This window comes from Microcoleus sp. B9-D4, assembly GCF_036705105.1.
Lineage (GTDB): Bacteria > Cyanobacteriota > Cyanobacteriia > Cyanobacteriales > Microcoleaceae > Microcoleus.
The window spans coordinates 38,548-63,199 of record NZ_JAUBTS010000028.1; the positions used below are offsets into that span (position 1 = coordinate 38,548).

Consider the following 24,652-nt stretch of genomic DNA (forward strand, 5'->3'; position numbering starts at 1 on the left):
CAGCAGTGACAAATTTGTGTAGTTTGTGCGATCGCGATCCTAATTTTTTGGTCGATCGCGTGTTATTATGCTCGCTCACACTCCGTGACCAATAATTTTCACCTCGGGTAAAATACACTTGGGCATCATTCCGTGAACTCCTTTTTGAGGATTGTTGACAGCCTGCGTAATCCGAAAATTTACCGCAAGCGAACACAAAACATAAGCATCTTCCTCTTGGAAACCTGCAAACTTTTGCAGCCAATAAACCGTCTGTTTTACCGCCATCTCAAACGCTTCATCTAATGTTCTACCAAATCCCATAATCACAATATGAGTGGGCGTTTCCGCAAACGGAAATATCAGAAACAAATCCTTGCGTAAGATGATTTGAATACTCCCATTCATCGAAGTTTCAATGGCAGTACCGTCAACTTCACCATCTCCTTGTGCCGAATGTCCGTCGCCAATGGACAGTAAACCGCCGCGCAGAAAAACAGGTAAAAATAACCGCGTTCCTGGTTGCAGTTCCTGATTGTCCATATTGCCGCCGTAGCGCTCTGGAGGAATAGAAGAACGGTTGATTTGTGCATTAGCCACGCCGATAATTCCAAAAAAAGGATGCAGGGGAATCCGAATGCCACTACCTGCGGGAAATTCAGCAGTTTTTTGCTCTAAATCTAGCGGAATAAACCGCAATTTAGGTTCGGGGAAATACTCCGGCAAAGCTCCCCATCCGGCGCGAATTGCATTAAATCCTACTGGCAAACTTGGGTAAACATCCTCAATGTGAATTTCTAAAACGTCTCCCGGTTCGGCATTGTTAACGTAAATCGGGCCTGTTAGCAAGTGCGGGCCTGGGCCTACTTTGCGGTTGGGAGGCAAATTCTGACAAATATCTAAAAATTCGGGGGTGAGAAATTCGGGCGGCGCTTTGTCAGCAACATAATATCCTGAATAGGTTTCGATATCGATGCGATCGCCCGAATCCACCCTTAAAGCAGGTTCGAGCTTTGGAGAAAAACCGCCCAAGTGTACGGTTTTGCAGTTAGCTTTGAGAAGGTGGCGAGTCATGGGATTTTAGATTTTAGATTTTAGATTTTAGATTGAAGGAAGGGTGTTAAGAATGTTATATCGCAAGTCTTAATCATTTTTGATAATTTTTTTTAAATGAACCGCAGAGGGCGCAGAGGGCGCAGAGAAAGAGAATTCAGAGATAAGAAGAGGTCAAAAAATGGTTGAGGTTTGTTTGATGTGAGATATTTTACTAATTTCTTAACTTTTTGATAACGTTGGTAGTTTAAAATTTAAAGTTGGTGGCGCGGGTTTATATGTATTTGGGGGGAGTTCTGTTTGGCTGGTAAAACCCACCCCTACAACTAATGACTAATGATTTATGTTAACGCCTTTGCCTAATAAACTAGAAACTTCTCAAGGTTCTTCTCGCAATCCCTGGTTTTTTGCTGTTTTGATTTTGATTGTCCTCTTGCTAGGTTTCCTTATGCAATCTTATCTTAACAAACCTCAGCTTTTAACCGATCCGTTTTTGCAATTCCCAACAGCAAACTCGGTGCTAGTTGTCTGGTTTACCGAGTTTCATGGTACTCGCAATACTGTTGCTTACGGCGAAAATTTGAATCAAGTTGTGACGGCAAATACTACTAAGCTAAGCCGCACTCGCGAAGACAAAGACTCGCGCATTTCCGATGAAATCAAACAAAGCATCATTGACAGCAATCCAATTGTCCGCGACATCTGGCGCCACGAAGCAGAAGTCCCCAATTTAATGCCCGGTGTTCGCATTCCTTATCGAGTCACAAGCGAAAGGAAAGACGGCGCATCTGTCAGCAGCAAAGTTTTCACTCTTTCTCCCACACCAGCAGCAGGAATGCCGCTCAAAATTCTCCTCACTTCCGACCATCAGTTGATGCCTATGACAGCGGCAAATCTCCAGAAAGTAGCCGAAACAATTGGGAGAGTTGACGCGGTTTTTATGGCAGGGGATTTAATTAATATACCCGATCGCGCTTCAGAATGGTTTGACGATTACCGAGGCCGCGCCTTCTTTCCCTCTCTGCAAGGTCGCGCATTTTCCGAACTCGACAAAAACGGCATCAAAACCGTTTACAGCGGCGGCGAACTGATTCAACACGCGCCTTTATTTCCCGCCCTTGGCAATCACGAAATCATGGGTCGCTTTGCAACTAACAGCACACTCGGTGAGCAATTTAATGATCCTTTTCCCCGCGCGGCTGCCGATAAAATATACGCTCAACGTGCTGCCTCTTTGAATCCTAGTAATGACCCTTCTGTGCGGGAAATCTGGCTGAAAAACAATACTTTTAATAGCGATACCTATGACGAAATTTTCAATTTACCGGGACGGAAAAATTACTATGCTGTGACTTTTGGGGACGTGCGGTTAGTTACTTTGTATGTTACGAATATCTGGCGGACTCCGAATTTAGATCCGGGTGCGAGAGGCCGGTATCGCGAACGGGACGAAGATTTTAATAATCCCGAAAAATGGGGATACGGACAGCATATTTTTGAGCCGATTGTCAAGGGCAGCGCTCAATATACTTGGCTGCAACAAGAGTTAAAGAGTGTGGAATTCCAGCAGGCAAAATATAAAATTGTGATGTTTCACCACCCGCCGCATTCTCTGGGTGACAATATTGTACCTGCTTATACTGATCCACTGCAAATAGTCGATAGCGCTCTCGATGGCGAGATTAAAATGGTGCGTTACGAGTATCCGAAACAGCAAGATTATCTGATTCGGGATGTAGTGCCGCTACTAGAAACAGCGGGGGTGCAGTTGGTATTTTACGGACATTCGCACTTGTGGAATCGATTTGTAAGTTCCAGCGGAATGCACTTTTTGGAGACTTCTAATGTGGGCAACAGTTACGGTGCTTTTGCGGGGGAAAAGCGCCGATTTGTGCCGCCGGGATATCGGGAAGATTACAGCGCTATTGGAGACCCGAACGGATTGGAACCTGTGGTGCCGACTGTTGCGCCTTTGTTGGGGAAAGATGGGCGGCCACTGCCGTATATTGATAGCAACGATATTACGGCTTTTACTATTTTTGATACGGGGGAGGGTACGGTTAGCAGCTACTATTTTGATACGCGGAAACCGGAGTCGGAAGTGGTGAAGTTTGATGAGTTTAAGTTGAAAAATTATCCCTCTAGCTTAAAAATAAGTAAAAATTAAAAGCGCTCGTTTTCATAATCGATAAATTAGTTACTGCTATGATAACTTAAGGCTTCTGACTTCTGCTATACTTAGGTATCTGTATCCAAATTAAACTTACCCAGTAGAGCGCGGTCATGCCTGAACTAAACCTCTTAGAAAAACAAGAAGAAGTAAGCTTCGATGAGGAAGATGAAGCTCTAGATTATGAGCTTGAATCTAATGGTAATCCCAAATCAGTCTTAGACGAAATTTCCGAAATAATTGTAGCTGGAAATGACTGGACGACAGCCACCATACTCGATCAACTTGTTCGTGACAATATTCAACTTAATCCAAGATTTCAAAGACGAGATGCTTGGGATATAACTCGCAAAAGCAGGTTTATTGAATCTATTTTTCTAGGATTTCCCATTCCAGATATAGTTTTGGCTTCTCAAGATAAAAAGCGCGGAAAATTTGTAGTTCTTGACGGCAAGCAACGCTTGCTTACGATTCTGCAATTTTATGGAAGGAGCGAAACTCCCAACGATAGTTTTGCTTTGAAAAACTTAGAATTTAGACCGGAACTCAATGGTTGTACGCATGAGGCTCTAAAAAACGATCTTCTCCATAGTTCTGTACTTGATGCACTGGATAATCAAACTCTTCGTACTACATTGATTCGGAATTGGCATACAGAAAGTTTACTCTACAAAATTTTTCTCCGTCTGAATGTAGAAAATACTCCGCTATCTCCCCAAGAACTCAGGCAAGCATTGCATCCAGGTGATTTCATCAATTTTTTAGATGACGAATCAATTAAAAATCAGGCTTTAAGAAAAATACTTAAATCCCAAAATCCCGATCCTCGGATGCGCGATGTCGAATTATTACTGCGATATGTAGGATTCCATCATTTTTTATCCGATTATCGCGGTAATCTTAAAGTGTTCCTGGATATGACTTGCAAAAAGCTCAACAAGGATTGGAAAGAGAAAGAAACTGAGGTCAGATATACAGTTAGCCAATTTGAAAAGGCAGTGCAAACAACCACTACAATATTTGGAGATGAAAATATATTTCGCGTGTGGTTGAGTAGTTATAATACTTACCGAGGCAAGTTTAATCGAGCTATTTTAGATGTAATGGTTTTTTATTTTTCAGATCCAGTTATTAGTGAAGCTGCTGAGAAGAATCCGGCGGGTGTGGAAAAAGCTTTTAAAGAGTTATGTTCATCATCTAATAGCGAATTCAGAGAAGCTGTTGAGAAAAGCACAACTAGCATTCGCGAAACTCATACTCGTCTCTCACTGTGGGGCAAAGCTTTGTTAAAGGTTTTGGATGTAGAGTTTAATGTCCCTGAACTCGTAGATAACCATATTATCTTTAACGGTTTGAGGTAAGTTATTGAGAGGTATGCCAAAATTAGTTAGATTTCGTACTCTAACCCAGCAGTTAAATAGGTTAAAAAAACAATTTATTCCTAAGATTCATCCTCTAGGTTTATATTCCGAGCTGCAGCTAGCCTTAACTCTTGCCTACAGAGTTTTAGTTCATGCCGAAATTGAGGCTTATTTTGAGGACAGAGTTTGGGAAGTAGCCCTTAATGCTAAAAAGAATTGGGATAGTCAGGGTAAGACTTGCCGTACTTTAATCTGCTTGCTTGGCTTTTCTGGTCAAATGATGGAAGCACCACCAGATACACTGAGTCCAACTAAGGGAAGTAAAGCTTTGCCACCGGAAAAAATAAAAGTCAACAAAAAAATAGATTTAGCTATTAATAGTTTTAAGCGAAGCATTGACCAGAATCATGGAATCAAAGAAGCTAATCTTCTGGCGTTGCTTTTGCCAATAGGAATAGATACCGATGATTTAGATCCTGCTTGGCTGGCTACCATGAATACGTTTGGGGAAGAAAGAGGTGTTGCGGCACATACTTCAGCTACATCCCCGAAAACTATTAGAAGCCTAAATCCTATAAATGAACTGCGGAGGGTAGAGCAAATTATTCAAGAACTTTTGAGGGTGGATGAGCTGATTGATAATTTAATGAGATAAATGAATAAACCGACACCAATTGTCAAGAGTTTAATCTTTTTGGTAGGCTTCTAGCTGGAACGGGCAAGATGCCCGTTCCACAATACTTTATTTTTTTGTGGCACAGGCATCTTGCCTGTGCTCAAACGGGCAAGATGCCCGTTCCACAATACTTTATTTTTTTGTGGCACAGGCATCTTGCCTGTGCTCAAACAGCTTATTCAGAATGGTGCAAAATTTCAGATTAAACTTTCTCTTTCGCAGGTGGAACCAAACCGGTTTTATTCAAACCCGCATCAATCTGCCTGAGCAATTTAAAATCGTCTTCAGGTAAGGAATTAACAGGCGAGTGTTTTTCCAGAAACGAGAATGCTTGGCGAAATTCACGCGGCCGGGAGTCGATCGCACTATCGAAGTGACAAGGTACAATCCTTTGAAAGTCCCAACTCGCCACTTGATCCACCCAATCGAGAGTTTCCCTCGGCGCGCGGTTGAGAATCAAAGTCTGCAAAATCGGCGCGACAAACAACCGCCCTCCTCCCCGCAAAGCCTCAAACGAGCGCACCCAATCTCTTTTCCACTTGAACGGATACAACCCGAAATAAGCTTTTCTAGAGCGTTCTGGCGCTTTGCGCGCGCTGGCAAATACCTCCGACCACGGCGGCACTTCCAGCACGCTGGGGCTAAAATACATGGCAAATAAGGCGATTCTCTGCCAGCCTTTGCGCCGATTTTCCTGGGTGTCTGCCACCGTGTCCGAGGCGCTGTCTTTGGCGTGAAATAGCAGCGGGTACGAGTCGAGTTGGACGATCGCGGGCGGATTTTCGGGAATCGAAACCACGGAATCTGTTAACATCAGCGTGCGCGATCGTCTGTGAAATAACGCAACTTCTGCAAATTTGCCCAAACCAAGGTCGAGGGGGCCGAGAATTGCCCAGTCAAATTGATCGGCTAACGGTGTGTTGCTGCTGTCAAAGGGCAGTACAGAGGTGCGTTTCGCCGGCAAACCCAGCCAACTCAGCGGCAAATTCACCGGGAAACTCCACTGCTGCGGGGCGACAAACACCTGCGCTTCGGGAAAACTCCTCGCAAACGGGCCGACAAAAACTTTGTGCTCGATGCCGGAAACCGTTGTCAGCAGGATGTACTTCACCTCGCCGTGCTCTGCTACTAACTCTTTTACCAAGCGGATGCACTCAGGAGTCGGTGCAACGGGGGCGTAGACGAGAAGGCCTTTGGGTTCTAGTTTAATTACTGTCATCCGAATCGGGACGACAACGTAGAAAATGCCTTGTAGCTGGTCAAAGGTCCAGATTGTGTCCTTGACTATTTCCTTGCGGATGGTGCGCCGCTTGCTGTAGGGATAGAGGGGGACAACTGGCCAAAAGGCCCAAGAATAGTCCCTCGAATCAATCTGTGCTGATGTTGGTATGCCTTCGCCCTCTGCCACTGCGCGACTCCTTGCCGATTTTTTTGTACGTGCGTGCGATCGAACTGTTTTTATCTTATTTCACTCCTGTTGCGCGGATTCGAGGAGTTGAAAAGGGGTTATGGACGATCAGGCTTTTGGAATACTCAAGCAAGAATTACGGATGGGGGCTAGAAACCCGGTTTCTACGAGTCACGAGAAATAGAAGGAAGAAACCGGGTTTCACCAGGCCTGGGTGCGAGAACTATTAAACCAACTGTTCAGGATCGATGCCTAACTCCCGCAACCGCGCCGCTAGTCTTTCCTCTCGCTGTTGAGATTCTGTCAGTTGCTGTTGAGATTCTGTCAGTTGCTGTTGAGATTCTAGAACTTGCTGTTGAGATTCTAGAACTTGCTGTTGAGCTTCTATCAGTTGCCGTTCCGCCGCCGTTGCTCTTTCACCCGGACTTAAAATCAACCCTCCTTGGGCCGTAAACCATCGCAACCACAACCGATTCATACTCTTATAAGTGCCTTGCCACCAACCTAAACTCAACTGCAACTCAGGAATAAATAACCGCCCATCAATTAATTCTGCAGGTTCATAGTGGCCTCCTACAAGATGAAAAGCTCGCAATTCATCCGTGTAGCGACTGAACACAAAGTAGTAAGGAATCCGCAAAATTTGTTCATAAACTTGCCACTTAGTCGGCGGTTCCCCAGCTTGCTGAACAGTCCGCCCTAAATCTTCATCTTCAGTTCCCGGCGATAGCAATTCCACCACCACAAACGGATTTACCCGTTCTTGCCACACTACATAACTCAAACGCATATCGCGCCCTTGATAAAGCCTTGGCACACCCACCGCAGCAAACCAATCCGGGCGTTTATGCCAGCGCGGTTGTGTTGCATCGTAATACAAATTTAGGTCACTGGCTGTAAAGACTTGTTCCGCATCCCATCCCGGCGGCAAAAACGTGAATTCCAAAAGTTGCGGCTGATCTAAATGAAATGTATCTGGCAAACCGGGCTCCTTTGGATCTTCGCTAGGTAAATCATACATTGTTGGCAAACTCTGCCGGGGGTCTAGAGGCGGTTCAGCTTGAGCAGGCGGGTAAGTCGGGAATGTCATAATCAATTCTGAGGTTGCTTATCCTGATATGATTATAACCTTGTGAGAATGTCTGGCATTTCCAAAGAATTCCCATTAACTCTCAATCTCAAATCTCAAATCAAAACTCCTAAATCGATATGACTCAAAACTACCGCATCACTCTTTTACCAGGAGACGGCATCGGCCCTGAAATTATCGCTGTGGCGGTAGATGTCCTGAAACTTGTCGGCCAACAATTGGACATCGGCTTTGAATTTCAAGAAGCTTTAATGGGCGGGGCTGCTATTGATGCCACAGGCAATCCGCTACCCGAAGAAACACTGGAAAAATGCCGCAACTGCGATGCAGTATTGTTAGCAGCTATTGGCGGTTACAAGTGGGATAATTTGCCCCGCGAACAGCGCCCGGAAACTGGATTATTAGGACTGCGCGCCGGATTGGGATTGTTCGCCAATTTGCGTCCGGCGACTATTTTACCGCAATTGGTTGATGCTTCTAGTTTGAAACGAGAAGTTGTCGAAGGCGTGGATATTATGGTCATCCGCGAACTCACAGGCGGCATTTATTTCGGCAAACCGAAAGGTATTTTTGAGACGGAAACAGGCGAAAAACGCGGTGTTAATACGATGGCTTACACCGAGTCAGAAATTGATAGAATCGGGCGAGTCGCTTTTGAGACGGCCAGGAAGCGGGGGAAAAGGCTGTGTTCCGTTGATAAAGCGAATGTTTTGGACGTTTCGCAACTGTGGCGCGATCGTATTATTGCCCTTTCTTCAGAATACCCTGATGTCGAACTTTCTCACCTCTACGTTGACAACGCAGCCATGCAGTTAATTCGCTGGCCCAAACAGTTCGATACGATTGTCACCGGCAATTTATTCGGCGACATTCTTTCCGATGCGGCGGCGATGCTAACTGGTAGTATTGGGATGCTGCCTTCTGCTAGTTTGGGAGCAAGCGGGCCGGGAGTTTTTGAACCCGTGCACGGTTCCGCGCCGGACATCGCCGGACAAGATAAAGCCAATCCCATCGCCCAAGTTTTAAGCGCGGCAATGATGCTGCGCTACGGCTTAAATCAGCCGGAAGCTGCTAATAAAATTGAGCAAGCAGTTGTCGAAGTTTTGGATCGAGGTTATCGCACTGGTGATATCATGTCGGAAGGCATGAAACTCGTCGGCTGTCGGGCGATGGGCGATGCTTTAATTGAAGTTTTGCAAGGTTGATCTATTTACCTGGTAGGGGCGAATTCTTACTCCATTAGTGTCAACTTAAAGTTAAACGTAGTATCAGTCTTCTGTCTGAGTCACAATCCTCTCGATCCCCCCTAACCCCCCTTAACAAGGGGGGAACTGGAAGCACTCAAAGTCAACCCCTACTCCCCTTTTTAAGGGGGATTTAGGGGGATCGAGACTTGGATACAAACGAAAGAGATACAGGGTTTTAGTCTTAAGTTGACACCCATAGTTCTTACTCGTTCCCAGCCAGAGCCTGGTAAGGAGAAAACCGCCCCTACAGAAATTGGGGTTTAATGTTCCGCAGTCAAAAGATTGAATTGCTCGGTATCAATGCGATTTGCTCGATACAAAACTTCAGCTATTTCCGAAAGCGCTAATACAGAATGTGCGCGATAACCGTTAGCTTGCATCTTATCTTTGACTCCCTGTTCGTGGTCGATTAATACCACGATATCTTCCACCTTCAACCCAGCCGATTTTAACTTAGCCGCGCCTTCCATCACGCTTTTGCCACTAATCAAAATATCATCGACTACGACAATCGTTTCTCCTGCCTGAAAATGCCCCTCAATTAATTTGCCTGCACCGTAAGTTTTCACCTCCTTGCGCGGGAAAATCATCGGCCGTTCCATCCGCAATGCTAAACCCGTTGCTGTGGGTAAAGAACCGTAGGGAATTCCTGCAATGCGATCGAATTTTAAATCCTTGAGAATGTCTGCATAAGCGCTGACAATTTGGTGGAAAATCTGCGGAATAGAAATTATTTTCCGCAAGTCGATGTAATATGGAAATACGGCTCCCGATGCTTGTACGTGGTCGCCAAAAACTACGCAGCCGATGTCATAAAGTTGCAAGATTAAATCGCGGTGAGGTTCCGGTTGCAAAAAGCAAACATCGGGCAGCCATAGTTCGCAAGTGGGACTACCTTCGATCGCCCGCAGCCTCTGTTTATTAATACTATCCCGCAATTTCTCAATTTCTGGGCGTGGCTCTTTTCCCGCTAATAAAGTTGGGGGGACTGGCAGCAGCAAACCGTCACCATTTGTGCTTAAACCGGCCGCCAGCAGTTGTGCGAGGTCGTTTTCTTCTGTGAGGTCATTTTCTTCGGCGATGTCTCCTTCGACTAAAATTAGGCGTTCAGGAGCTTCTTTGCGGATGCGGGCTAACATATCCGGCATTACTCCTACTTCTAAACCGAGTTTTTCGGGAGTTCCCCAAGTTTGAGAGAGTCGGACTAATTGCAAGTAAAAAGGGTTGTTTGGCGTCGGATATTCTTGCAAAGCAGCCCCTGACGGGTTGGCGGTGGCACAGAGGACAAAAACAGTTTTTCCGGCGTATAACAAAAAAGGCGCTACTTGGTCGAATCCGGCATAGGGACTTAAAGTAATAGCGTCAACTCGCCAGTCTTGAAATACAATTTTGGCAAAGACTGTGCTGGTGTTTAAATCGCAGTGTTTGGCATCTAAAATTACTGGCAGATGAGGGGGAATAATTGTTAAAAGTTCTTGCAGCAATGCCCAACCGGGAATACCGAGAGATTGGTAAAAACCGAGGGTGATTTTGCAGGCACAGATTAAATCGGCTGTTTGGTCGATCGCACTTTTTAGCTTTGACAACAAATCAGTTACAAAAGTTTGAGTCTCTTCCCCAGTCATCGAAACCAGCGCGGGCAAGGTTTCCGGGTCGGGGTCGAGGGCTAGATAGAGCAAACTTTGATTGGTTTCAACAGCAGCTAACAGTTTATCGAAAAAGTTGGTTCGATCGCTCATAGTGTGTTATGGAGGTAAGGGGAAATTAAAAAATTGCAGATCAAAGTGGGAGGGGTGTTGTGCCGGAAGAAACCGATACCCGTTGAAATTGAAATTAAGAATCTTTTAAGATTGTAGAATGTAAAGAGCAGGAAATCTGTAACTTTGGGAGCAGTTTCATGGGGAATGATTTTCGGGTTGGCTACACCAGTGATTGCACCTTACCCGCAGCAAATCAATTAGTTGTGGTAAACTAACCAGTGTCCGGGCGGCGATTTGATCGGCATTCGCCTGCGGTACGCGAGTTTAGCAAATGCGAATTTGCAAGGGGCAGATTTGAGAGAAGCAAATTTTAGGGAAGCTAATTTATCGGGGGCAAATTTGAGCGGGGCTTCTTACCGACAAGCTAATTTACAAGGTACTAATTTTACTCAAGCTAATTTAATCCAGATCCCGTTTGAGGGGGTTAATCTAAAAAATGCTACCGTTGCAGGTGTTATTTGGGTTGACCAAGAATTTCTTGATGGTACAAGCCCCCGCATTTATCCGTGGAATCAATCGAAAATCGAAAATCCAAAATCCTCAAGCCCCCGCATTTATCCGTGGGGTCAATCTAAAATCTAAAATCTAAAATCTAAAATCGATTGACGGTAGTATTAAATAGAAGCAGAAGCTAAAGCAATGCCCGCCTTATATTATGGATAGTAATAAATGATCGGTACGATCGACTTTACGACTTGGGACGAGTTGCTGCAACGCTACGTTGACGATTTCGGCCGCGTCAATTATCGGGGCTGGAAAGCTGAGGGGGCGGATGTTTTGAGGGTGTGGCTGGAAAGTTTGGCGGATGTGGATTTGGCGGATGGTACTGATGCGGATGCGCGGCTGGCGTTGTGGCTGAATGCGTATAATGCGATCGCCATTTCTCAAGTTCTCGAAGTATATCCGATCGCGTCCATCCGTCCCAAAGTTTTGGGAATTCCCAACTGGCTGAGTTTTTTGGATTTTTTCACTCGTTCAAATTCGATTATTGGCGGCAAAAAGCACAGTCTCAATCAAATCGAACACGCAATTTTGCGGCCGGAATTTGCGGAACCGCGCATCCATTTTGCATTAGTTTGCGCTTCTGTCGGGTGCCCGCTGCTGCGCCGGGGGGCTTATTTCCCGGAGTCGGTACGGACTCAACTAGAAGCTGATGCGAGCCGTTTTATTCACAATCCTGATAAGGTGCGATATGATGCCGAGAAAAAGACGCTTTTTTTGAGCAAGATTTTTAAGTGGTACGGCGAGGATTTTGTAAAGGCGGCGGGTTCGGTGGCTGAGTATGTGGGCGGTTATTTGGGGCCGGAGGCGACTGTGGGTGATGGATGGGCGATCGTTTTTTTGCCTTACGACTGGAATTTGAATCGGGTTGATGGATAAAATTTGCGGAAGTGGATAGGTGTTTTTTTGAGGGGTAATTTTTTTAGTCTGTCGTTACCCCTTCAAATTGCCAGATTCAACAGGGCGATCGGATGACTCCGAGGCAACGCGGCGATCGGATGGCTGGCAAGGTTGGCAGAGTTTGGAGCGGTCGCACCCTAACCACGGCTGCACGGCTGGCAAGGGTTGAAAATGCACCATTTAGGGCGGTGTGAGTGAGTTTGGGGTGATTGGATGGCTGGCACGGCTGGCACTGCCTAAATCGCACCACAGGCACGGCTGCACGTCTGCACGGTCGCACTCGCACGTCTGGCACGGCTGGTACTTGCAGCGCTGGCAAGGTCGGATAGGTTGGCACGGTCGCACGGTTGGAGCGGTTGCAGCGGTCGGAGCGGTCTAGCAGGAAAGCGTCACATCTGCGAGTGCAAACCAGTCTGATTTTTAAAAAGTGAATCCGCCACAACTTAGCTGTAGCGGGTTCACTTGATTTGATGTTTAAGGTCTGAAAATATTAAAACTCTGTGGCTTTTACAGCGGCTGTCAGCGTTGTTTTTACACACCATACCTCAGCCTCGTCAAACTCGGTAAGGTATGGTGTGTGTAGTACAAGTACAACTTTGTACCAGTTGACGCTATTGGATATGGCGATGTACTCTCCAACCATAGGGATACGTCCAAATTGGAGTTTTTTGGTATTTTCTTCTTCGTACTCACCTGAGTCGCGGATTTTTAAAGATACTCTCATTAGAAAAAATTAACTGATTTAGTGACACAATTTTAAATTATATCAAATATTAAAGTCTGAATTTTATAACTTCACATTTATCAGTTAATAACGCAAATATAGCATTTGTGGGCTCTAGGCTGGGAAATGTGATTTTCCCCGCCTAGATTTATTTAGCAAAGTAAGGTTGGTGATATTCTCACGTCACTATCTAAAAATGGTGTGACTGTTAGCGAAACTTACAGGTTGCAATCAACCTAAATCCCTATCAGGGATGAAAACATAGCCTTAATCAGGTTGAGGGTGGAGATTTTCACTAATCGGTAGGTGGTTAGATGAATGCTAACCAATTAGCTATCGATCCGCCCTTAAACCTCTCCACTCAAAATCTGTTGAACCGTCAAACTTAGCTGTGGAAACATCGGAGATACGATCGCCTCTCCATCCCGAAACACCCCAACCTCAACATATTGCCCCTCCTCAAGCCGCAAAACCGTCACCACTTCTTCTATTGGATCGATCGCCCAATACTCTGCGATGCCCCGCGCTGCGTACTGAGCTCGTTTGCGTTGGCGAAGCCCTCGAAGAGGATCGTAATCCCGATCGCTACCCACCCTACCCGGACTAACTACCTCCACAACCAACCGAGGAGGTAACATATCAAAGGTAATAGTTAACCTGTTTGCTGTCAGCGGAATGTGTTCGGGTTCCAAAATAATCAAATCGGGGTAACGATTGGCGGCATCTCCCGATCGCAAAACGGCAACTTGAACCTCGCAATTATGCGTTTTAATCAGCCTGAGTGGCACTAGCCCGCTGCTAGCAAGATAGAAAAATAGATAGTTAGCAATGAAATTATTAGGTTCAAATTCTGGTGGCAAAGCTATTAACTCCCCATCAATTAACTCATACCGTTGACCCGTATCATTTGAGTAATTAAGGTACTCGTCAAAAGTTAATTTTTTAGATTGAGCTTGTACCATAATATTACATTCCTTGATTTATTCGTTCCTTGCTGCTGGGAGTTTGTTTATGTAGAAACGGTTTCAACAGCCGAAGCATATCAATCAAAACTGCTGTGCTAGTTCAGCAGGTGTCCCAGCCTCCATCGACCATCGCCCCACAAGTGACATAGTGAAAACTATCACAGTTCAAATCCTCTGGAATATTAAAAATGATTTCAGATAAATTTCGACGCGAGTTGCGGGAACAAGCCAAACTCTGGCAAGCAGAAGGACTCATCGATACTTCATTCTACCAACAACTTTCGGAACGCTACCAATTCAACACACTCGAAACCGCCTCCCGCAACCGTTTCCTCAGCATTCTGATGAGTCTCGGCGGCATTCTCCTCGGTATAGGAGTCATCACCTTTGTAGCCGCAAACTGGCAAGTTTGGTCGCGCGAAGTGAGAGTTGCACTGCTGCTAAGTCTTTTCGTAGCAGTCAATGCAGCAGGTTTCTATCTGTGGCGAATTCCCCCATCCCGAAGCAACAACTCCCCTCCCAATCGGCCCGCAACAAAAGGGCGAAACAAACTCTTAGGTGAAGGATTGTTGCTGTTAGGAGCTCTGATTTTAGGAGCAAATATGGCTTTGATGGCGCAAATGTTCCACATTGGCGGTTCTTCCTACGGACTTTTCCTTGCTTGGGGAATCGGCGTGCTCGGAATGGCTTACAGTTTGCGGTTGACTTCCTTGGGCGTTTTGTCCGCACTTTTAATCGGTTTGGGCTATTGGCTTGCCGTGTTAGATTGGTCTTCCAAAGTCGAGTTTTCTTGGCTGGAAGTTTTGGTGCGGCAAATGCCGATCGCAGCCAGTATAATGTTTGTGCCGCTGGCTTATTGGTGTCGATCGCGTGCTATTTTTGCCATAGGTGCGATCGCGATAATTTTTTCCCTACAAGTTTCTATCGTCCAAGGATTAAATCTAACCTGGGGTACAGCAATTTTTTGCGCCCTACCGCCCGCTTTGCTGTGGGGATACGACGATGCAATCTGGCCGAAGGTACGCAGCAAGCTGTTTCAACCTACCGCCCGCAGTTTAGCACTGCTGTTTCTCGCCAGTTTATTTTATTTTCTTTCTTTCCACTGGTTGTGGCAAGATTCGCCGAATCCTGCGCCAACGGAGTCGGATTGGGTTTTGCTGGCAAATGTGGCTGTTTTGGGCGGTTTCACGGTGTTTGAGTGGCTGCGCTTGGGACGTTTGGAACTGCGGCGGCCCCAACAAAAAGGAGTGAATTTAACCACAGGTGCGATCGCACTTTTGATAGTCATCACCGCCTTTATACCGCTTTTTCACCTCAATTTTACTCCCATTCCTCAATTAGCGACTTTTCTGTTCAATGTTTTATCATTTTTGCTTGCTGTCGGCTTAATCCGAGAAGGTTTAGCATTAGGAAACCGCCAGAGCTTTTGGGGAGGCATGGTATTAATTACCCTGCAAATTATCAGCCGAGTGTTTGAATATAACACAGAATTGCTGCTCAAATCTTTTGTCTTTGTTTTGTGCGGAATTGGCGTAATTGCTGCTGGTTTGTGGTTCGAGCGCCACTTCGCAAAAATCCCCGATGAATAGAAATTATTCATCTCTCTCTTCTGGCGACTCAGCGCCCTCTGCGGTCTCTGTGGTTTAATCATTCCGAAACCACCGTAAACAATATAACCCATACCTAACATGAACACAAACAACATTGACTTATTAGTTAAAAATCCAGATCCAACAAATCTGTTTCAGCTTCCCCCCGCTGCGAAACGCCTTCCCGCGTGGCGGCTGTGGGTTCCTTTACTCTTGCAAATCGGACTAATTGCCGCCGTACCAGCGACCGCAGTTTACACTTTTATTACTGGCAAAACAGTTGTCCTGCAAACAGCACCAGTAGATCCTTACGACTTTTTGCGGGGATATTACCAAGTTTTGAGCTATGATATTTCTGCTAGCACAAATCTCCAAAAACTCCCCGGCTGGAAAGACTTAGCGACGGAAAAAATATATTGTCCGCCCGCAATTGTTTGTCCACAAAATACGCACAATGTCAAGCCAAAAACCAGTTTTTATGTAATTTTAGAAGCGCCAAAAACCGCGACTAATCCCGGTCGCCCCCAAGCTTGGAAACCCGTCCGCGTCAGTCTAGAAAATCCCGCCAATTTGCCCGCCAATCAAATCGCTATTAAGGGCAAATATAACGGTTGGCAGATGGAATACGGTTTAGAAACTTATTATATGCCAGAGGATGAAAGGGAAAAAGTCAATCAGGAGATTAGCGAAGCTCAAAGGAACCAGCGACAATCATTTTTGGTAGAAGTAAAGGTTGACAAAACAGGCCATGCTGTGCCTGTGAGTTTGTGGGTGCGCGATCGCAATTATCGATTTTAGCCAATTTAGCCAAAAGGTCGATCGGTCTTTTGCCCTTGTTTTGAGTATTATTGCTTAGGGATGGGGTCGAGGTTGCGCGATTCCCTCCGGGATAGCCTCGCTCGCGCCCACATTTCAATTGCCGACAACCCAGGAGAATCTATTAAGATATATAAGACTTGTGCAAATCTTGCCAGTTCAAGGGCGCAAGTCATGACTCTACTGGAGCTTCTCATGTTAGCCGAGCTAATCTCAGCCAGACGAATACTCAAGACCAAACTCCTCGACTTCTTAGGACTTCCCGAAAATTGCCCAGACCAAACAGATCATCTCGTCAACCAAATTGTATCCCTGCTGGAAGCAAATCCAGCCGAACAAGAAAGATTTTGGGAGACATTCAAAAGTGAATTAGCCGTCGATCCCGTTGAATTAGAAACAATGCTCAAGTGTTCGCCAGCAGAACGCCAGCAGTGGATTGAACAAGACAAACTCCCTATTTTAGAATACCGCTCTTTCCGCAAATCAGGCATCCATCTAGAATATCCCGTTCACGACAGAAGATTCATCTTAAGTCTAACGCCAACCGATATTAATAATTGGCGCAAAGAACCCAAAGGGCTGATTAAAAATAATCGCGAAATACCCCCGCCAATCAATACAGCTCAGCCTGAAGAAAACGAACAATCACGAGTAGCTTTTAGTTCAGCTTGGGAAAAAATCATAGCCGACTGGAAAGAACAAGGTTCGGAAGAAATTTCAGCAACCTTCCAGCTAGCTTACTGGACAGTTTGGGCGTCGCGCTGGGCTAAAGAAAATCAGCTCAACAGCTTTAAAGCAATTAATAAATATAAGGAAGTCTACGAAACTCACCAGCAGGAATGGTACCAGCGAAAAAATCAAGCAGTCAAGTTACTGATTGAAATGCCCTACGCCATGCTTTACTTCTACCGTCCGGCGGATTCTGACAAATTATATCTCGAACTGTGCGACGACCACCAGGAAATGATGAAAGATGCCTACTATTGGGACAAGTGGGACTTTTTCTATCAGAACCGCAAACTTGTAAATAAGTGCCGCGAATGTGTGTACTGCGAAACCAAAGATTATTACTCGCTTTACTATCTCGAAATCAAGAGCGACAAGTTTCCAGATTTTAGCTTTTCTTTCCACACGCCGTACACCATCGGCAGAAAATTTTTGCCACATCCAGAAACGCTGCCTTATGTAGACCACGTAGAACAGGACGGCATTTTTCGCTTTGGCCGTCCCCTGCTGGAACAAGAGAAAGCTATTCACACAGAAAAGGATGTATTGCTAAAGTTTGAGGCGGCTTTGGCAGAAGCGAAAAAGTTTGTTTAGTTATGAGTCATGAGTCATTAGTAGACTTATTGCAATTTTTTTTGATTGATAGGGAAACCGCAGATAAACGCAGGTAAACGTAGATGCTTTTCCAGATAGTTGGCGAGTTTTGCCATTCAAGTCTACTAATGACTTTTGATATCGTTTCCGGCTGCACCGGAATAATAAATTAGAGGGCAATTAATGAAGGATTTTTACAAGTTGCAACCTATCTCGGCGCAATTTTTAGTTGTTCGATTCACAGTCAACAGCCAACAGTCAACAGTCAACAGTCAACATCATTCCGGTGAACCGGAATTTATATGACTAATGACTTTTGAACTTGGATTACTTGAATGCTGCCGCCAGCATAAAGTTTTGGTTGCTGAGCTTCTTCGGAATTGTACGATCACAATCCCACCTCTGCCAACAAACTCCCCAAGTCAGTTTCAGTCTCAAACAACCACAAAAATACAGCCAACCCTGACCTAAATACCGGATTTGTATGCCGATGAATATCTACCAAAATGAATAGACCACCGGGCTTAAGCACGCGGTATACTTCCTGAAAGATTTGTCGCAATTGCGCCCGTTGCATTTCGTGCATCGCAACGCTGCTGCGTACTCCTGTCAAACTGACAGTCGGCAAAATCTTCTAAATAATAATTGGCTGATGGTACATTTTTCGTTGGCTGTTGTGACCCAAACGAGCATTGCCGCCTACGCTCAAAGCAGCCAGACGCGCGATCGCAATCCTAGAGAGGCTGATACCGATAACTTAAATCTCTAAAAATTGTTGCCATAGTCAAAATTATGTATACCTTGCTATCGACTTAAGATATTATTAAGTTATATGATAAAGATAAGTAACAGAACTGAGACGATGGGAGAGCTGTAACCGCTATGGGTCGTGTGGGAGTATTGCTATTAAACTTGGGCGGGCCAGATCAAATCGAGGATGTCCGTCCTTTCCTGTTCAACTTGTTTGCTGACCCGGAAATCATTCGCATTCCGTTTCCGTGGATGCAAAAACCGCTCGCCTGGTTGATTTCGACCCTGCGCTTTCAAAAATCCCAGGAAAACTACCGCCAAATCGGTGGCGGCTCTCCTTTGCGGCGAATTACCGAGGAACAAGCCGCTTCCCTGCAAGAACTCTTGCAAGAAAAGGGACAGGATGCTCGAGTATACGTGGGGATGCGCTACTGGCATCCTTTTACCGAAGAGGCGATCGCCAAAATTAAGCGCGATCGCATCGAACATTTGACAATCTTGCCGCTGTATCCTCAATTTTCCATCAGCACCAGCGGTTCTAGCTTCCGGCAGCTAGAAGAAATGTGGGGCAAAGATCCAGCCCTCAAGGATATACAATATACCGCGATTCCTTCTTGGTATCAGCGGCCTGGTTACATTCAGGCAATGTCGGAATTGATAGCCCAACAACTAGACCACAATCCGAATCCCGATCGCGTTCACATCTTTTTCAGCGCCCACGGCGTCCCCCTCAGCTACGTAGAAGAGGCTGGAGACCCCTATCAGCGCGAGATTGAAGATTGCACTCGTCTGATTATGGAACATTTGAATCGAACGAACGAACACACTCTAGCTTATCAAAGTCGGGTTGGCCCGGTGGAATGGCTCAAGCCTTACACCGAAGATGCCATTACCGAATTGGCAGAAAATGGAGTCCAAGATTTGTTGGTAGTTCCGATTAGTTTTGTTTCCGAACACATCGAGACTCTGCAAGAAATTGACATGGAGTATCGAGAATTAGCAGAAGAATCCGGGATTAAAAATTTCTACCGAGTGCCCGCCCTGAATACTCATCCGGTGTTTATTGAAGCCTTGGCCGATTTAGTCATCGAGTCGATCGAATCTCCCAGCGTTAAATTCTCCGATGTTATACGCCCTTCCAAGATAGTGAAAATGTACCCTCAAGAGCAGTGGGAGTGGGGTTTGACCACGGGGGCGGAAGTCTGGAACGGTCGTGTGGCAATGATTGGTTTTGTGGCACTATTGCTGGAGTTAATTACGGGTCAGGGCCCGCTACACTCGATCGGATTGCTTTAAATTGACAGTTGAGAGTTGACAGTTGACTGTTGACAGTTGACTGTTGACTGTTGACCGTTGTTACAAATGACTAATGATATAAAATCCGTTGGTATCGGAATTATTCATCTGTCTCTTCTCTTTCTGGGCGCCCTCTGCGGTCTCTGCGGTTAAATCATTCCGAAACAACCGCAAACAATATGACTAATCACCAATAACTAATCACTAATTAATCAGGATCGCGCTTGCGGCGGCGGGGATTTCCCCTATCGCCCGGTATTCCCTGACTTTTGTACCAGCGATACCACTCTTTAGAACTGCGAATTGCCAGCCACAGCAGCATCATCGCCACTAACCCTCCCTGCCGCGGTGCGTCAAAGGCAAACAAAACCAAGGAAATGCACAGAACATCTTGGAGGAAAATCACCCAAATCGGCAAACCCCGCAGCCGATAAAACCATCCTGCTTGTACCAGTTGCAGCACTAAAGCCAACAAACCTCCGACAATACCAATTATCCACAGCATCCAAGGGTGAGCAATAATTTCATCGATCGAACTTACTTGAGCGATCGAAATTCCCATAATTGCTCCTACAATAGGGCTGAAAATAATTTGCACAATTTGCAATACCCGCTGTCCTACAAAGGTTTTAGAAGCAAATAACTCTAACAGCGACCAACTCACCAAAATGGTGATAGCCACTTGGGGGGGAACCCCCGACAATAGAGGTATTTCCGACCAAAGTTTGTCAATCCGCAACAAACCAATTAACAGCAGGGGCAGGGCAATTCTCATACCCCCTGCCGCAGACGCAGAGAGTGCGGCTAGGAGTCCAACCATAATAATAATAATTCAGTTTCTAACGTCAGCTAAAGCCTCGCTCTATTTCAGAATTTAATTCCCCTGATGGCTGGCTGTGATTTGAGCGATCGAACTCAAATTGAGGCTTGAGCTTAAATATCACCCTCTATTGTAAGTGTATCTGCTTAATCCTGCTTGGCACCGCGATATTGTCGATCGATACAAAGCAGTTGAGTGTTGTCAGAAGAAAGGAGGCAGCATTCAACCAGGATTGTGATTAAATTAGCTTAAGCACCCCAAGCCTTCTTCTCTCTGACAACAGTCAACAGTCAACAGTCAACTCACTTCTTATGTCTGATTCATTATTTGCCGATGCCAGCCGCCGATTAGAACGAGCCTTAAAATATGTGTCCCTTTCCGAGGATACGATCGAAAGGCTGAAACACCCCAAATCCAGTTTAGTGGTATCGATTCCCGTGCGGATGGATGACGGTTCCCTGCGAATTTTCCAAGGTTATCGAGTGCGCTACGACAATACCAGAGGCCCGTCTAAAGGAGGAGTGCGCTATCATCCGGGAGTATCCCTTGATGAAGTGCAATCCTTAGCATTTTGGATGACGTTTAAATGTGCAGTTTTGAACTTGCCCTTTGGAGGAGCCAAGGGCGGAATTACTCTCAATCCCAAGGAATTGTCCAAACTGGAATTGGAACGGTTGAGCCGGGGCTATGTCGATGCGATCGCAGATTTCATCGGCCCCGATGTCGATATTCCCGCGCCGGATGTCTACACCAACCCCATGATTATGGGTTGGATGATGGATCAATACAATATTATTAAGCGGCAGCTTTCTCCAGCGGTGGTGACTGGTAAACCAGTGACAATTGGTGGCAGCTTGGGCAGAGATACGGCCACAGCAATGGGTGCTTTTTTTGTAGTACAAACTATTCTACCCAAATTTGAGCTAAATCCTCAAGATACGACTGTAGCAGTACAAGGTTTTGGTAATGCCGGTGCAGAAATAGCAGAACTGCTCTGGAAAGCAGGTTACAAAGTTGTTGCTGTCAGCGATTCCCAAGGGGGAATTTATGCTAAACAAGGTCTGGACATCCCCAGTATTCGAGGATTTAAAGACTCGAACAAAGGTATCAAAGCTATTTACTGCGAAGGTTCAGTTTGCAATATTATCGAACACGAAATATTGACAAATGAGCAACTTTTAGCATTAGATGTAGACGTGCTGGTTCCAGCAGCTTTGGAAAATCAAATAACGGAAGCCAATGTTAATGATGTTAAGGCTAAGTTTATTTTTGAAGTAGCTAACGGCCCGATTGATTCTGCTGCTGATTTGATTTTAGAAGCGAGGGGAATTCAGGTAATCCCTGATATTTTAGTCAATGCGGGAGGCGTAACGGTTAGTTATTTTGAGTGGGTGCAAAATCGCAGCGGGCTTTATTGGACGCTGGAGGAAGTCAACCAGCGGTTGAAGCATAAAATGGTCGAAGAAACTGAGGCAATTTGGAAAAAATCTCAGGAATTGTCAGTTTCCATGAGAACTGCGGCTTACGTGTACGGGTTAAATCGACTCGGAGAAGCGATGAATGCAAAGGGAACGCGGGATTATTATGTGAACGGTTGAGAAAAGTGGGGTAAGATTGTGCGATCGTACAATCTTACCGCAGCTCTTTGAAAAAAGTGCAGTCTACGAACCAACATGGCAAAACTTGGCTTTGAATTATGGGCGAATTTTAGGCCTCCACGCAAGCGATATGCAAGCTAGTTGCTATACAATCGCACTTTTTGAGTAGGGGAAGAGAAAGGACGATCGTGCTTTTCTAAAACAACTTTTGCTGCCCATTAGGTCTTGAATTACCTAAATATATCTGCTTGGAACCCTTGGGAATGTTAATCAAGCCCAAATCTTGCAGGCGATTTGTCAAATTTGATATAGTTACGCCAAGTTCATCAGCCATTGCATAGAGGTGAGGCCAGTTTTGTAAGTTACGTCCTCTTCGCTTCTCTTCCAAGATATATCTAGGCATTAACAAACAGCTAGCAAAATATTGCGCTTGCCATTCAATATCAACTTTACTATTGAATGTAGTTTGATGGCTCTTATCAAGACTGCGACACAAAAATAGCTGTGGAGTAGCTTGGCAGTTTAGAGGTAGTTCGAGCTGCTTTACAATACCATCAGCTTCATCTTGGTTGACATGAAGTACCCAGTGTCCTATTTCGTGAGCGATTGTTGATTCTTCCAGCCCTTTATTTATTTTTATGTTTGCAAAGAACAGTTCATTAATGGTAATTAAACGTTTTATTGGTTCTATTTTAGCTGCTATTATTCCCTCATTGTCTGGTGGTATTTTGCCTCTAGCTATACGAATTTCAAGAGCATCAGCCACATAAGAAGCTTCAAAAGGCCATTTGGGGATAAAACCTTCTTTTTTCATCTTCATCAAAACCTCATTAGCCTTATCTTCGATTTCTTCTTTTTTTAAGAATCTTACTGGCTTAAATAAGTTCATTTTTTCTTCTCCTCACCTTCTACGATTGTTATCAAACCTATCGAAATATCATTGGAGCTAGCCTTTACCTTGGTAAATGTGTTTGGAACCTTTTGGGATGTAAATCCAGCCTAAGTCTTGCAGGCGATTAATTAGATGTGATATGCTTACGCCCAGTTCATCTCGCATTGCATAAAGATGAGACCATTTCGTTAAATCACGCCCCTTTCGTTTTTCTTCCAAGACGTGGCGAGGCATTAGCAAACAACTGGCAAAATATTGAGCTTGCCATTCTACCCCATTCCCGGGCTTATTCAAACTGTACCGATCGAGTTCTTCGCTAGCAAAGCGACACAAGAATGTATCTATACCTTTGGCAACATTATTATAATTCATCTTCCGCTGTTCAGATAAAGTTTCAAATTCATCTTGGTTAACTTGAAGTACCCAGTGTCCTATTTCGTGAGCAATTATTGAAGAGTAAAATTTATTCTTAAAGTGGGAAATATCTTTATTAAAAATTGTCAAATCTTCATTGATAATAATGGCGCGTTCTTGATGTAAAATTTTAGCGACAATGGGTCCTTCTTCATCAGGAGGAATTATAGCATAACCAATACTAACTTCTAGAAAATCAGCTACACGAGTGACATCAAAGGGCCAGTTAAGAATATTTTTTTTTGCTTGCATTTGCCGCATAATTTCATTAGCACTGCGTTCTATTTCCGCTTTGGAAAAAAAACGATAGATCCGTAGTTGTTTTTCTAGCTCTGAAATTTTGGCTTTGAGGGTAGCATTTTCTTTTTGCAGTTTTGCGAGTTGATCCTCCCGTGCTTCTACGAATGAGTCAATGCCAGGATTTTCCCGCACTCGACGGAATAAAGCAGGCATTTCCTTGTAATTCGCCCTGACCATTTCTTCAAGAGCTTCAGTGTCATGTTCGGTCATGCGACCGCCTAGGTATATCAATTCCTCTGCGTTCAACTCTAGATGCTTTGCTAACGAGCGGATGACCTTCTCACTTGGCTCAACGTGGTCATTTTCCAGTTTTGAAAGGTAGGTGTAGTCCACTCCTACCTTTACAGCCAGTTCTCTCTGACTCAATCGCTTTTTCCTGCGGGCTTGCCAAATAACCGCACCAAAACTTTGACCTTCTTGTTTATCCATAGCCACATCCGATTTACTGACGAGATTCCCTAAGCCCACTGATTTTAACGTTGCGAGCATTCAAAGGGTGTGAAAGCTACAACCTTTACCTCATAAGGGTTTCAATGCTTTTATTGTCGAGCTATTACCCAAATTGGTTAATCCACCATAACTTATAGGTCGATCGTACCTGATGTTGAATAGCTATGTCAACATACTTTTTTATCTCTCGACCCCTTGACATAATTTTTCATGTTGCATATACTTTCAACATAAGAGGGTTCTAGCCAATATGTTGAAAGTATATATCAACTATGACTGGCATCCCTCTAGTTGTTGAGTTACAAAGCTTTATACAGGAGGCAAAGTATGAAAAAACAGCAATCGAATCCGGATCAACTGTGCTTCTCAATCGGCCGACCCCTGCCACTGCTGCTGGAAGAAGTGCAAAAGACGAGCCGGAATCCAAACGTCAGGAAGGCTGTCGAACAAATGCTAGAAGGCTTGCGTACTTTGGAACTAGCCAACCAGACTGGAATTTCCAAGTCAGCTAAAGCCAAAGAGGCAATTCACGCAATTCTCACGAAATGAACCAATAACTGCCCTCTATTATAG

24 protein-coding genes are annotated in these 24,652 nt (G+C 44.9%); 12 read left to right on the forward strand and 12 right to left on the reverse strand.

The window, feature by feature from the left end:
- Nucleotides 1-75: 75 nt before the first annotated feature.
- Nucleotides 76-1,053, reverse strand: coding sequence for an acetamidase/formamidase family protein (locus QUB24_RS17910; RefSeq protein WP_333154533.1), 978 nt, complete (start codon nt 1,051-1,053; stop codon nt 76-78).
- A 322-nt stretch (nt 1,054-1,375) separates the two neighbouring features.
- Here QUB24_RS17910 and QUB24_RS17915 point away from each other — a divergent pair, with 322 nt between their 5' ends.
- The 3 genes from QUB24_RS17915 (at nt 1,376) to QUB24_RS17925 (ending at nt 5,218) form a co-directional block, all read left to right on the forward strand.
- Entirely contained in the window at nt 1,376-3,199 is a 1,824-nt protein-coding gene (locus QUB24_RS17915; RefSeq protein WP_333154534.1) for a metallophosphoesterase, read from the forward strand.
- 116 nt (nt 3,200-3,315) lie between these two features.
- Nucleotides 3,316-4,563 (forward strand): DUF262 domain-containing protein, encoded by a 1,248-nt coding sequence (locus QUB24_RS17920; RefSeq protein ID WP_333154535.1) that lies wholly within the window; start codon nt 3,316-3,318, stop codon nt 4,561-4,563.
- A gap of 13 nt (nt 4,564-4,576) precedes the next feature.
- A complete protein-coding gene (locus QUB24_RS17925; protein WP_333154536.1) occupies nt 4,577-5,218 on the forward strand; it encodes a HEPN domain-containing protein in 642 nt (213 codons plus the stop codon).
- Between the two features lie 50 nt (nt 5,219-5,268).
- On the opposite strand, the gene QUB24_RS17930 is transcribed toward QUB24_RS17925, so the two are convergent.
- The 3 genes from QUB24_RS17930 to QUB24_RS17940 form a co-directional block, all read right to left on the reverse strand.
- Nucleotides 5,269-5,394, reverse strand: a complete 126-nt coding sequence (locus QUB24_RS17930; RefSeq protein ID WP_333154537.1) for a hypothetical protein — start codon at nt 5,392-5,394, stop codon at nt 5,269-5,271.
- 47 nt (nt 5,395-5,441) lie between these two features.
- On the reverse strand, nt 5,442-6,647 hold the full coding sequence (locus QUB24_RS17935) for a DUF4336 domain-containing protein (RefSeq protein ID WP_333154538.1): 1,206 nt from the start codon (nt 6,645-6,647) through the stop codon (nt 5,442-5,444).
- A gap of 226 nt (nt 6,648-6,873) precedes the next feature.
- Nucleotides 6,874-7,737: a Uma2 family endonuclease gene (locus tag QUB24_RS17940; RefSeq protein ID WP_333154539.1), complete on the reverse strand. Its 864-nt coding sequence runs from the start codon at nt 7,735-7,737 to the stop codon at nt 6,874-6,876.
- A gap of 119 nt (nt 7,738-7,856) precedes the next feature.
- On the opposite strand from QUB24_RS17940, the gene leuB reads away from it, so the two are divergent.
- Nucleotides 7,857-8,942 (forward strand): 3-isopropylmalate dehydrogenase, encoded by a 1,086-nt coding sequence (leuB, locus tag QUB24_RS17945; protein WP_333154540.1) that lies wholly within the window; start codon nt 7,857-7,859, stop codon nt 8,940-8,942.
- Between the two features lie 302 nt (nt 8,943-9,244).
- On the opposite strand, the gene QUB24_RS17950 is transcribed toward leuB, so the two are convergent.
- The gene (locus QUB24_RS17950; RefSeq protein WP_333154541.1) at nt 9,245-10,723 is read right to left on the reverse strand and encodes a bifunctional orotidine-5'-phosphate decarboxylase/orotate phosphoribosyltransferase; all 1,479 of its coding nucleotides are present in this window, start codon (nt 10,721-10,723) and stop codon (nt 9,245-9,247) included.
- A 255-nt stretch (nt 10,724-10,978) separates the two neighbouring features.
- On the opposite strand from QUB24_RS17950, the gene QUB24_RS17955 reads away from it, so the two are divergent.
- Both QUB24_RS17955 and QUB24_RS17960 read left to right on the forward strand, forming a co-directional pair.
- On the forward strand, nt 10,979-11,326 hold the full coding sequence (locus tag QUB24_RS17955) for a pentapeptide repeat-containing protein (protein WP_333154542.1): 348 nt from the start codon (nt 10,979-10,981) through the stop codon (nt 11,324-11,326).
- An 87-nt stretch (nt 11,327-11,413) separates the two neighbouring features.
- Nucleotides 11,414-12,124, forward strand: a complete 711-nt coding sequence (locus tag QUB24_RS17960) for a DUF547 domain-containing protein (protein ID WP_333154543.1) — start codon at nt 11,414-11,416, stop codon at nt 12,122-12,124.
- A gap of 76 nt (nt 12,125-12,200) precedes the next feature.
- On the opposite strand, the gene QUB24_RS17965 is transcribed toward QUB24_RS17960, so the two are convergent.
- The 3 genes from QUB24_RS17965 to QUB24_RS17975 all read right to left on the reverse strand — a co-directional run bounded on the left by QUB24_RS17965 (nt 12,201) and on the right by QUB24_RS17975 (nt 13,831).
- A complete protein-coding gene (locus QUB24_RS17965; protein WP_333154544.1) occupies nt 12,201-12,482 on the reverse strand; it encodes a hypothetical protein in 282 nt (93 codons plus the stop codon).
- A gap of 153 nt (nt 12,483-12,635) precedes the next feature.
- Nucleotides 12,636-12,788 carry a hypothetical protein gene (locus QUB24_RS17970; protein ID WP_333154545.1) on the reverse strand — a complete coding sequence of 51 codons (153 nt, stop codon included), beginning with the start codon at nt 12,786-12,788 and terminating at the stop codon, nt 12,636-12,638.
- A 428-nt stretch (nt 12,789-13,216) separates the two neighbouring features.
- Complete coding sequence (locus tag QUB24_RS17975; protein WP_333154546.1) at nt 13,217-13,831, reverse strand: Uma2 family endonuclease; 615 nt, start codon at nt 13,829-13,831, stop codon at nt 13,217-13,219.
- 191 nt (nt 13,832-14,022) lie between these two features.
- Between QUB24_RS17975 and QUB24_RS17980 the strand changes: the two genes are divergently transcribed.
- The 3 genes from QUB24_RS17980 (at nt 14,023) to QUB24_RS17990 (ending at nt 17,559) form a co-directional block, all read left to right on the forward strand.
- Complete coding sequence (locus QUB24_RS17980; RefSeq protein ID WP_333154547.1) at nt 14,023-15,423, forward strand: DUF2157 domain-containing protein; 1,401 nt, start codon at nt 14,023-14,025, stop codon at nt 15,421-15,423.
- Between the two features lie 99 nt (nt 15,424-15,522).
- Nucleotides 15,523-16,221: a GDYXXLXY domain-containing protein gene (locus QUB24_RS17985; RefSeq protein ID WP_333154548.1), complete on the forward strand. Its 699-nt coding sequence runs from the start codon at nt 15,523-15,525 to the stop codon at nt 16,219-16,221.
- A gap of 192 nt (nt 16,222-16,413) precedes the next feature.
- A complete protein-coding gene (locus QUB24_RS17990; protein ID WP_333154549.1) occupies nt 16,414-17,559 on the forward strand; it encodes a hypothetical protein in 1,146 nt (381 codons plus the stop codon).
- Between the two features lie 388 nt (nt 17,560-17,947).
- Here the strand turns inward: QUB24_RS17990 and QUB24_RS17995 are convergent, their stop codons facing one another.
- Complete coding sequence (locus QUB24_RS17995; protein ID WP_333154550.1) at nt 17,948-18,187, reverse strand: class I SAM-dependent methyltransferase; 240 nt, start codon at nt 18,185-18,187, stop codon at nt 17,948-17,950.
- Nucleotides 18,188-18,441: 254 nt separating this feature from the next.
- Here QUB24_RS17995 and hemH point away from each other — a divergent pair, with 254 nt between their 5' ends.
- A complete protein-coding gene (gene hemH, locus QUB24_RS18000; protein WP_333154551.1) occupies nt 18,442-19,605 on the forward strand; it encodes a ferrochelatase in 1,164 nt (387 codons plus the stop codon).
- A 208-nt stretch (nt 19,606-19,813) separates the two neighbouring features.
- Here hemH and QUB24_RS18005 read toward each other — a convergent pair whose 3' ends face one another.
- Nucleotides 19,814-20,425 carry a DUF4126 domain-containing protein gene (locus QUB24_RS18005; RefSeq protein WP_333137851.1) on the reverse strand — a complete coding sequence of 204 codons (612 nt, stop codon included), beginning with the start codon at nt 20,423-20,425 and terminating at the stop codon, nt 19,814-19,816.
- Nucleotides 20,426-20,736: 311 nt separating this feature from the next.
- On the opposite strand from QUB24_RS18005, the gene QUB24_RS18010 reads away from it, so the two are divergent.
- Nucleotides 20,737-22,023, forward strand: a complete 1,287-nt coding sequence (locus tag QUB24_RS18010; RefSeq protein WP_333154552.1) for a Glu/Leu/Phe/Val dehydrogenase — start codon at nt 20,737-20,739, stop codon at nt 22,021-22,023.
- Between the two features lie 196 nt (nt 22,024-22,219).
- Here the strand turns inward: QUB24_RS18010 and QUB24_RS18015 are convergent, their stop codons facing one another.
- Both QUB24_RS18015 and QUB24_RS18020 read right to left on the reverse strand, forming a co-directional pair.
- Nucleotides 22,220-22,912 (reverse strand): ImmA/IrrE family metallo-endopeptidase, encoded by a 693-nt coding sequence (locus QUB24_RS18015; RefSeq protein ID WP_006630968.1) that lies wholly within the window; start codon nt 22,910-22,912, stop codon nt 22,220-22,222.
- 57 nt (nt 22,913-22,969) lie between these two features.
- Nucleotides 22,970-24,058 (reverse strand): helix-turn-helix domain-containing protein, encoded by a 1,089-nt coding sequence (locus QUB24_RS18020; RefSeq protein WP_333154553.1) that lies wholly within the window; start codon nt 24,056-24,058, stop codon nt 22,970-22,972.
- Between the two features lie 348 nt (nt 24,059-24,406).
- On the opposite strand from QUB24_RS18020, the gene QUB24_RS18025 reads away from it, so the two are divergent.
- Nucleotides 24,407-24,628 carry a hypothetical protein gene (locus tag QUB24_RS18025; RefSeq protein ID WP_333055735.1) on the forward strand — a complete coding sequence of 74 codons (222 nt, stop codon included), beginning with the start codon at nt 24,407-24,409 and terminating at the stop codon, nt 24,626-24,628.
- Nucleotides 24,629-24,652 lie beyond the last annotated feature (24 nt).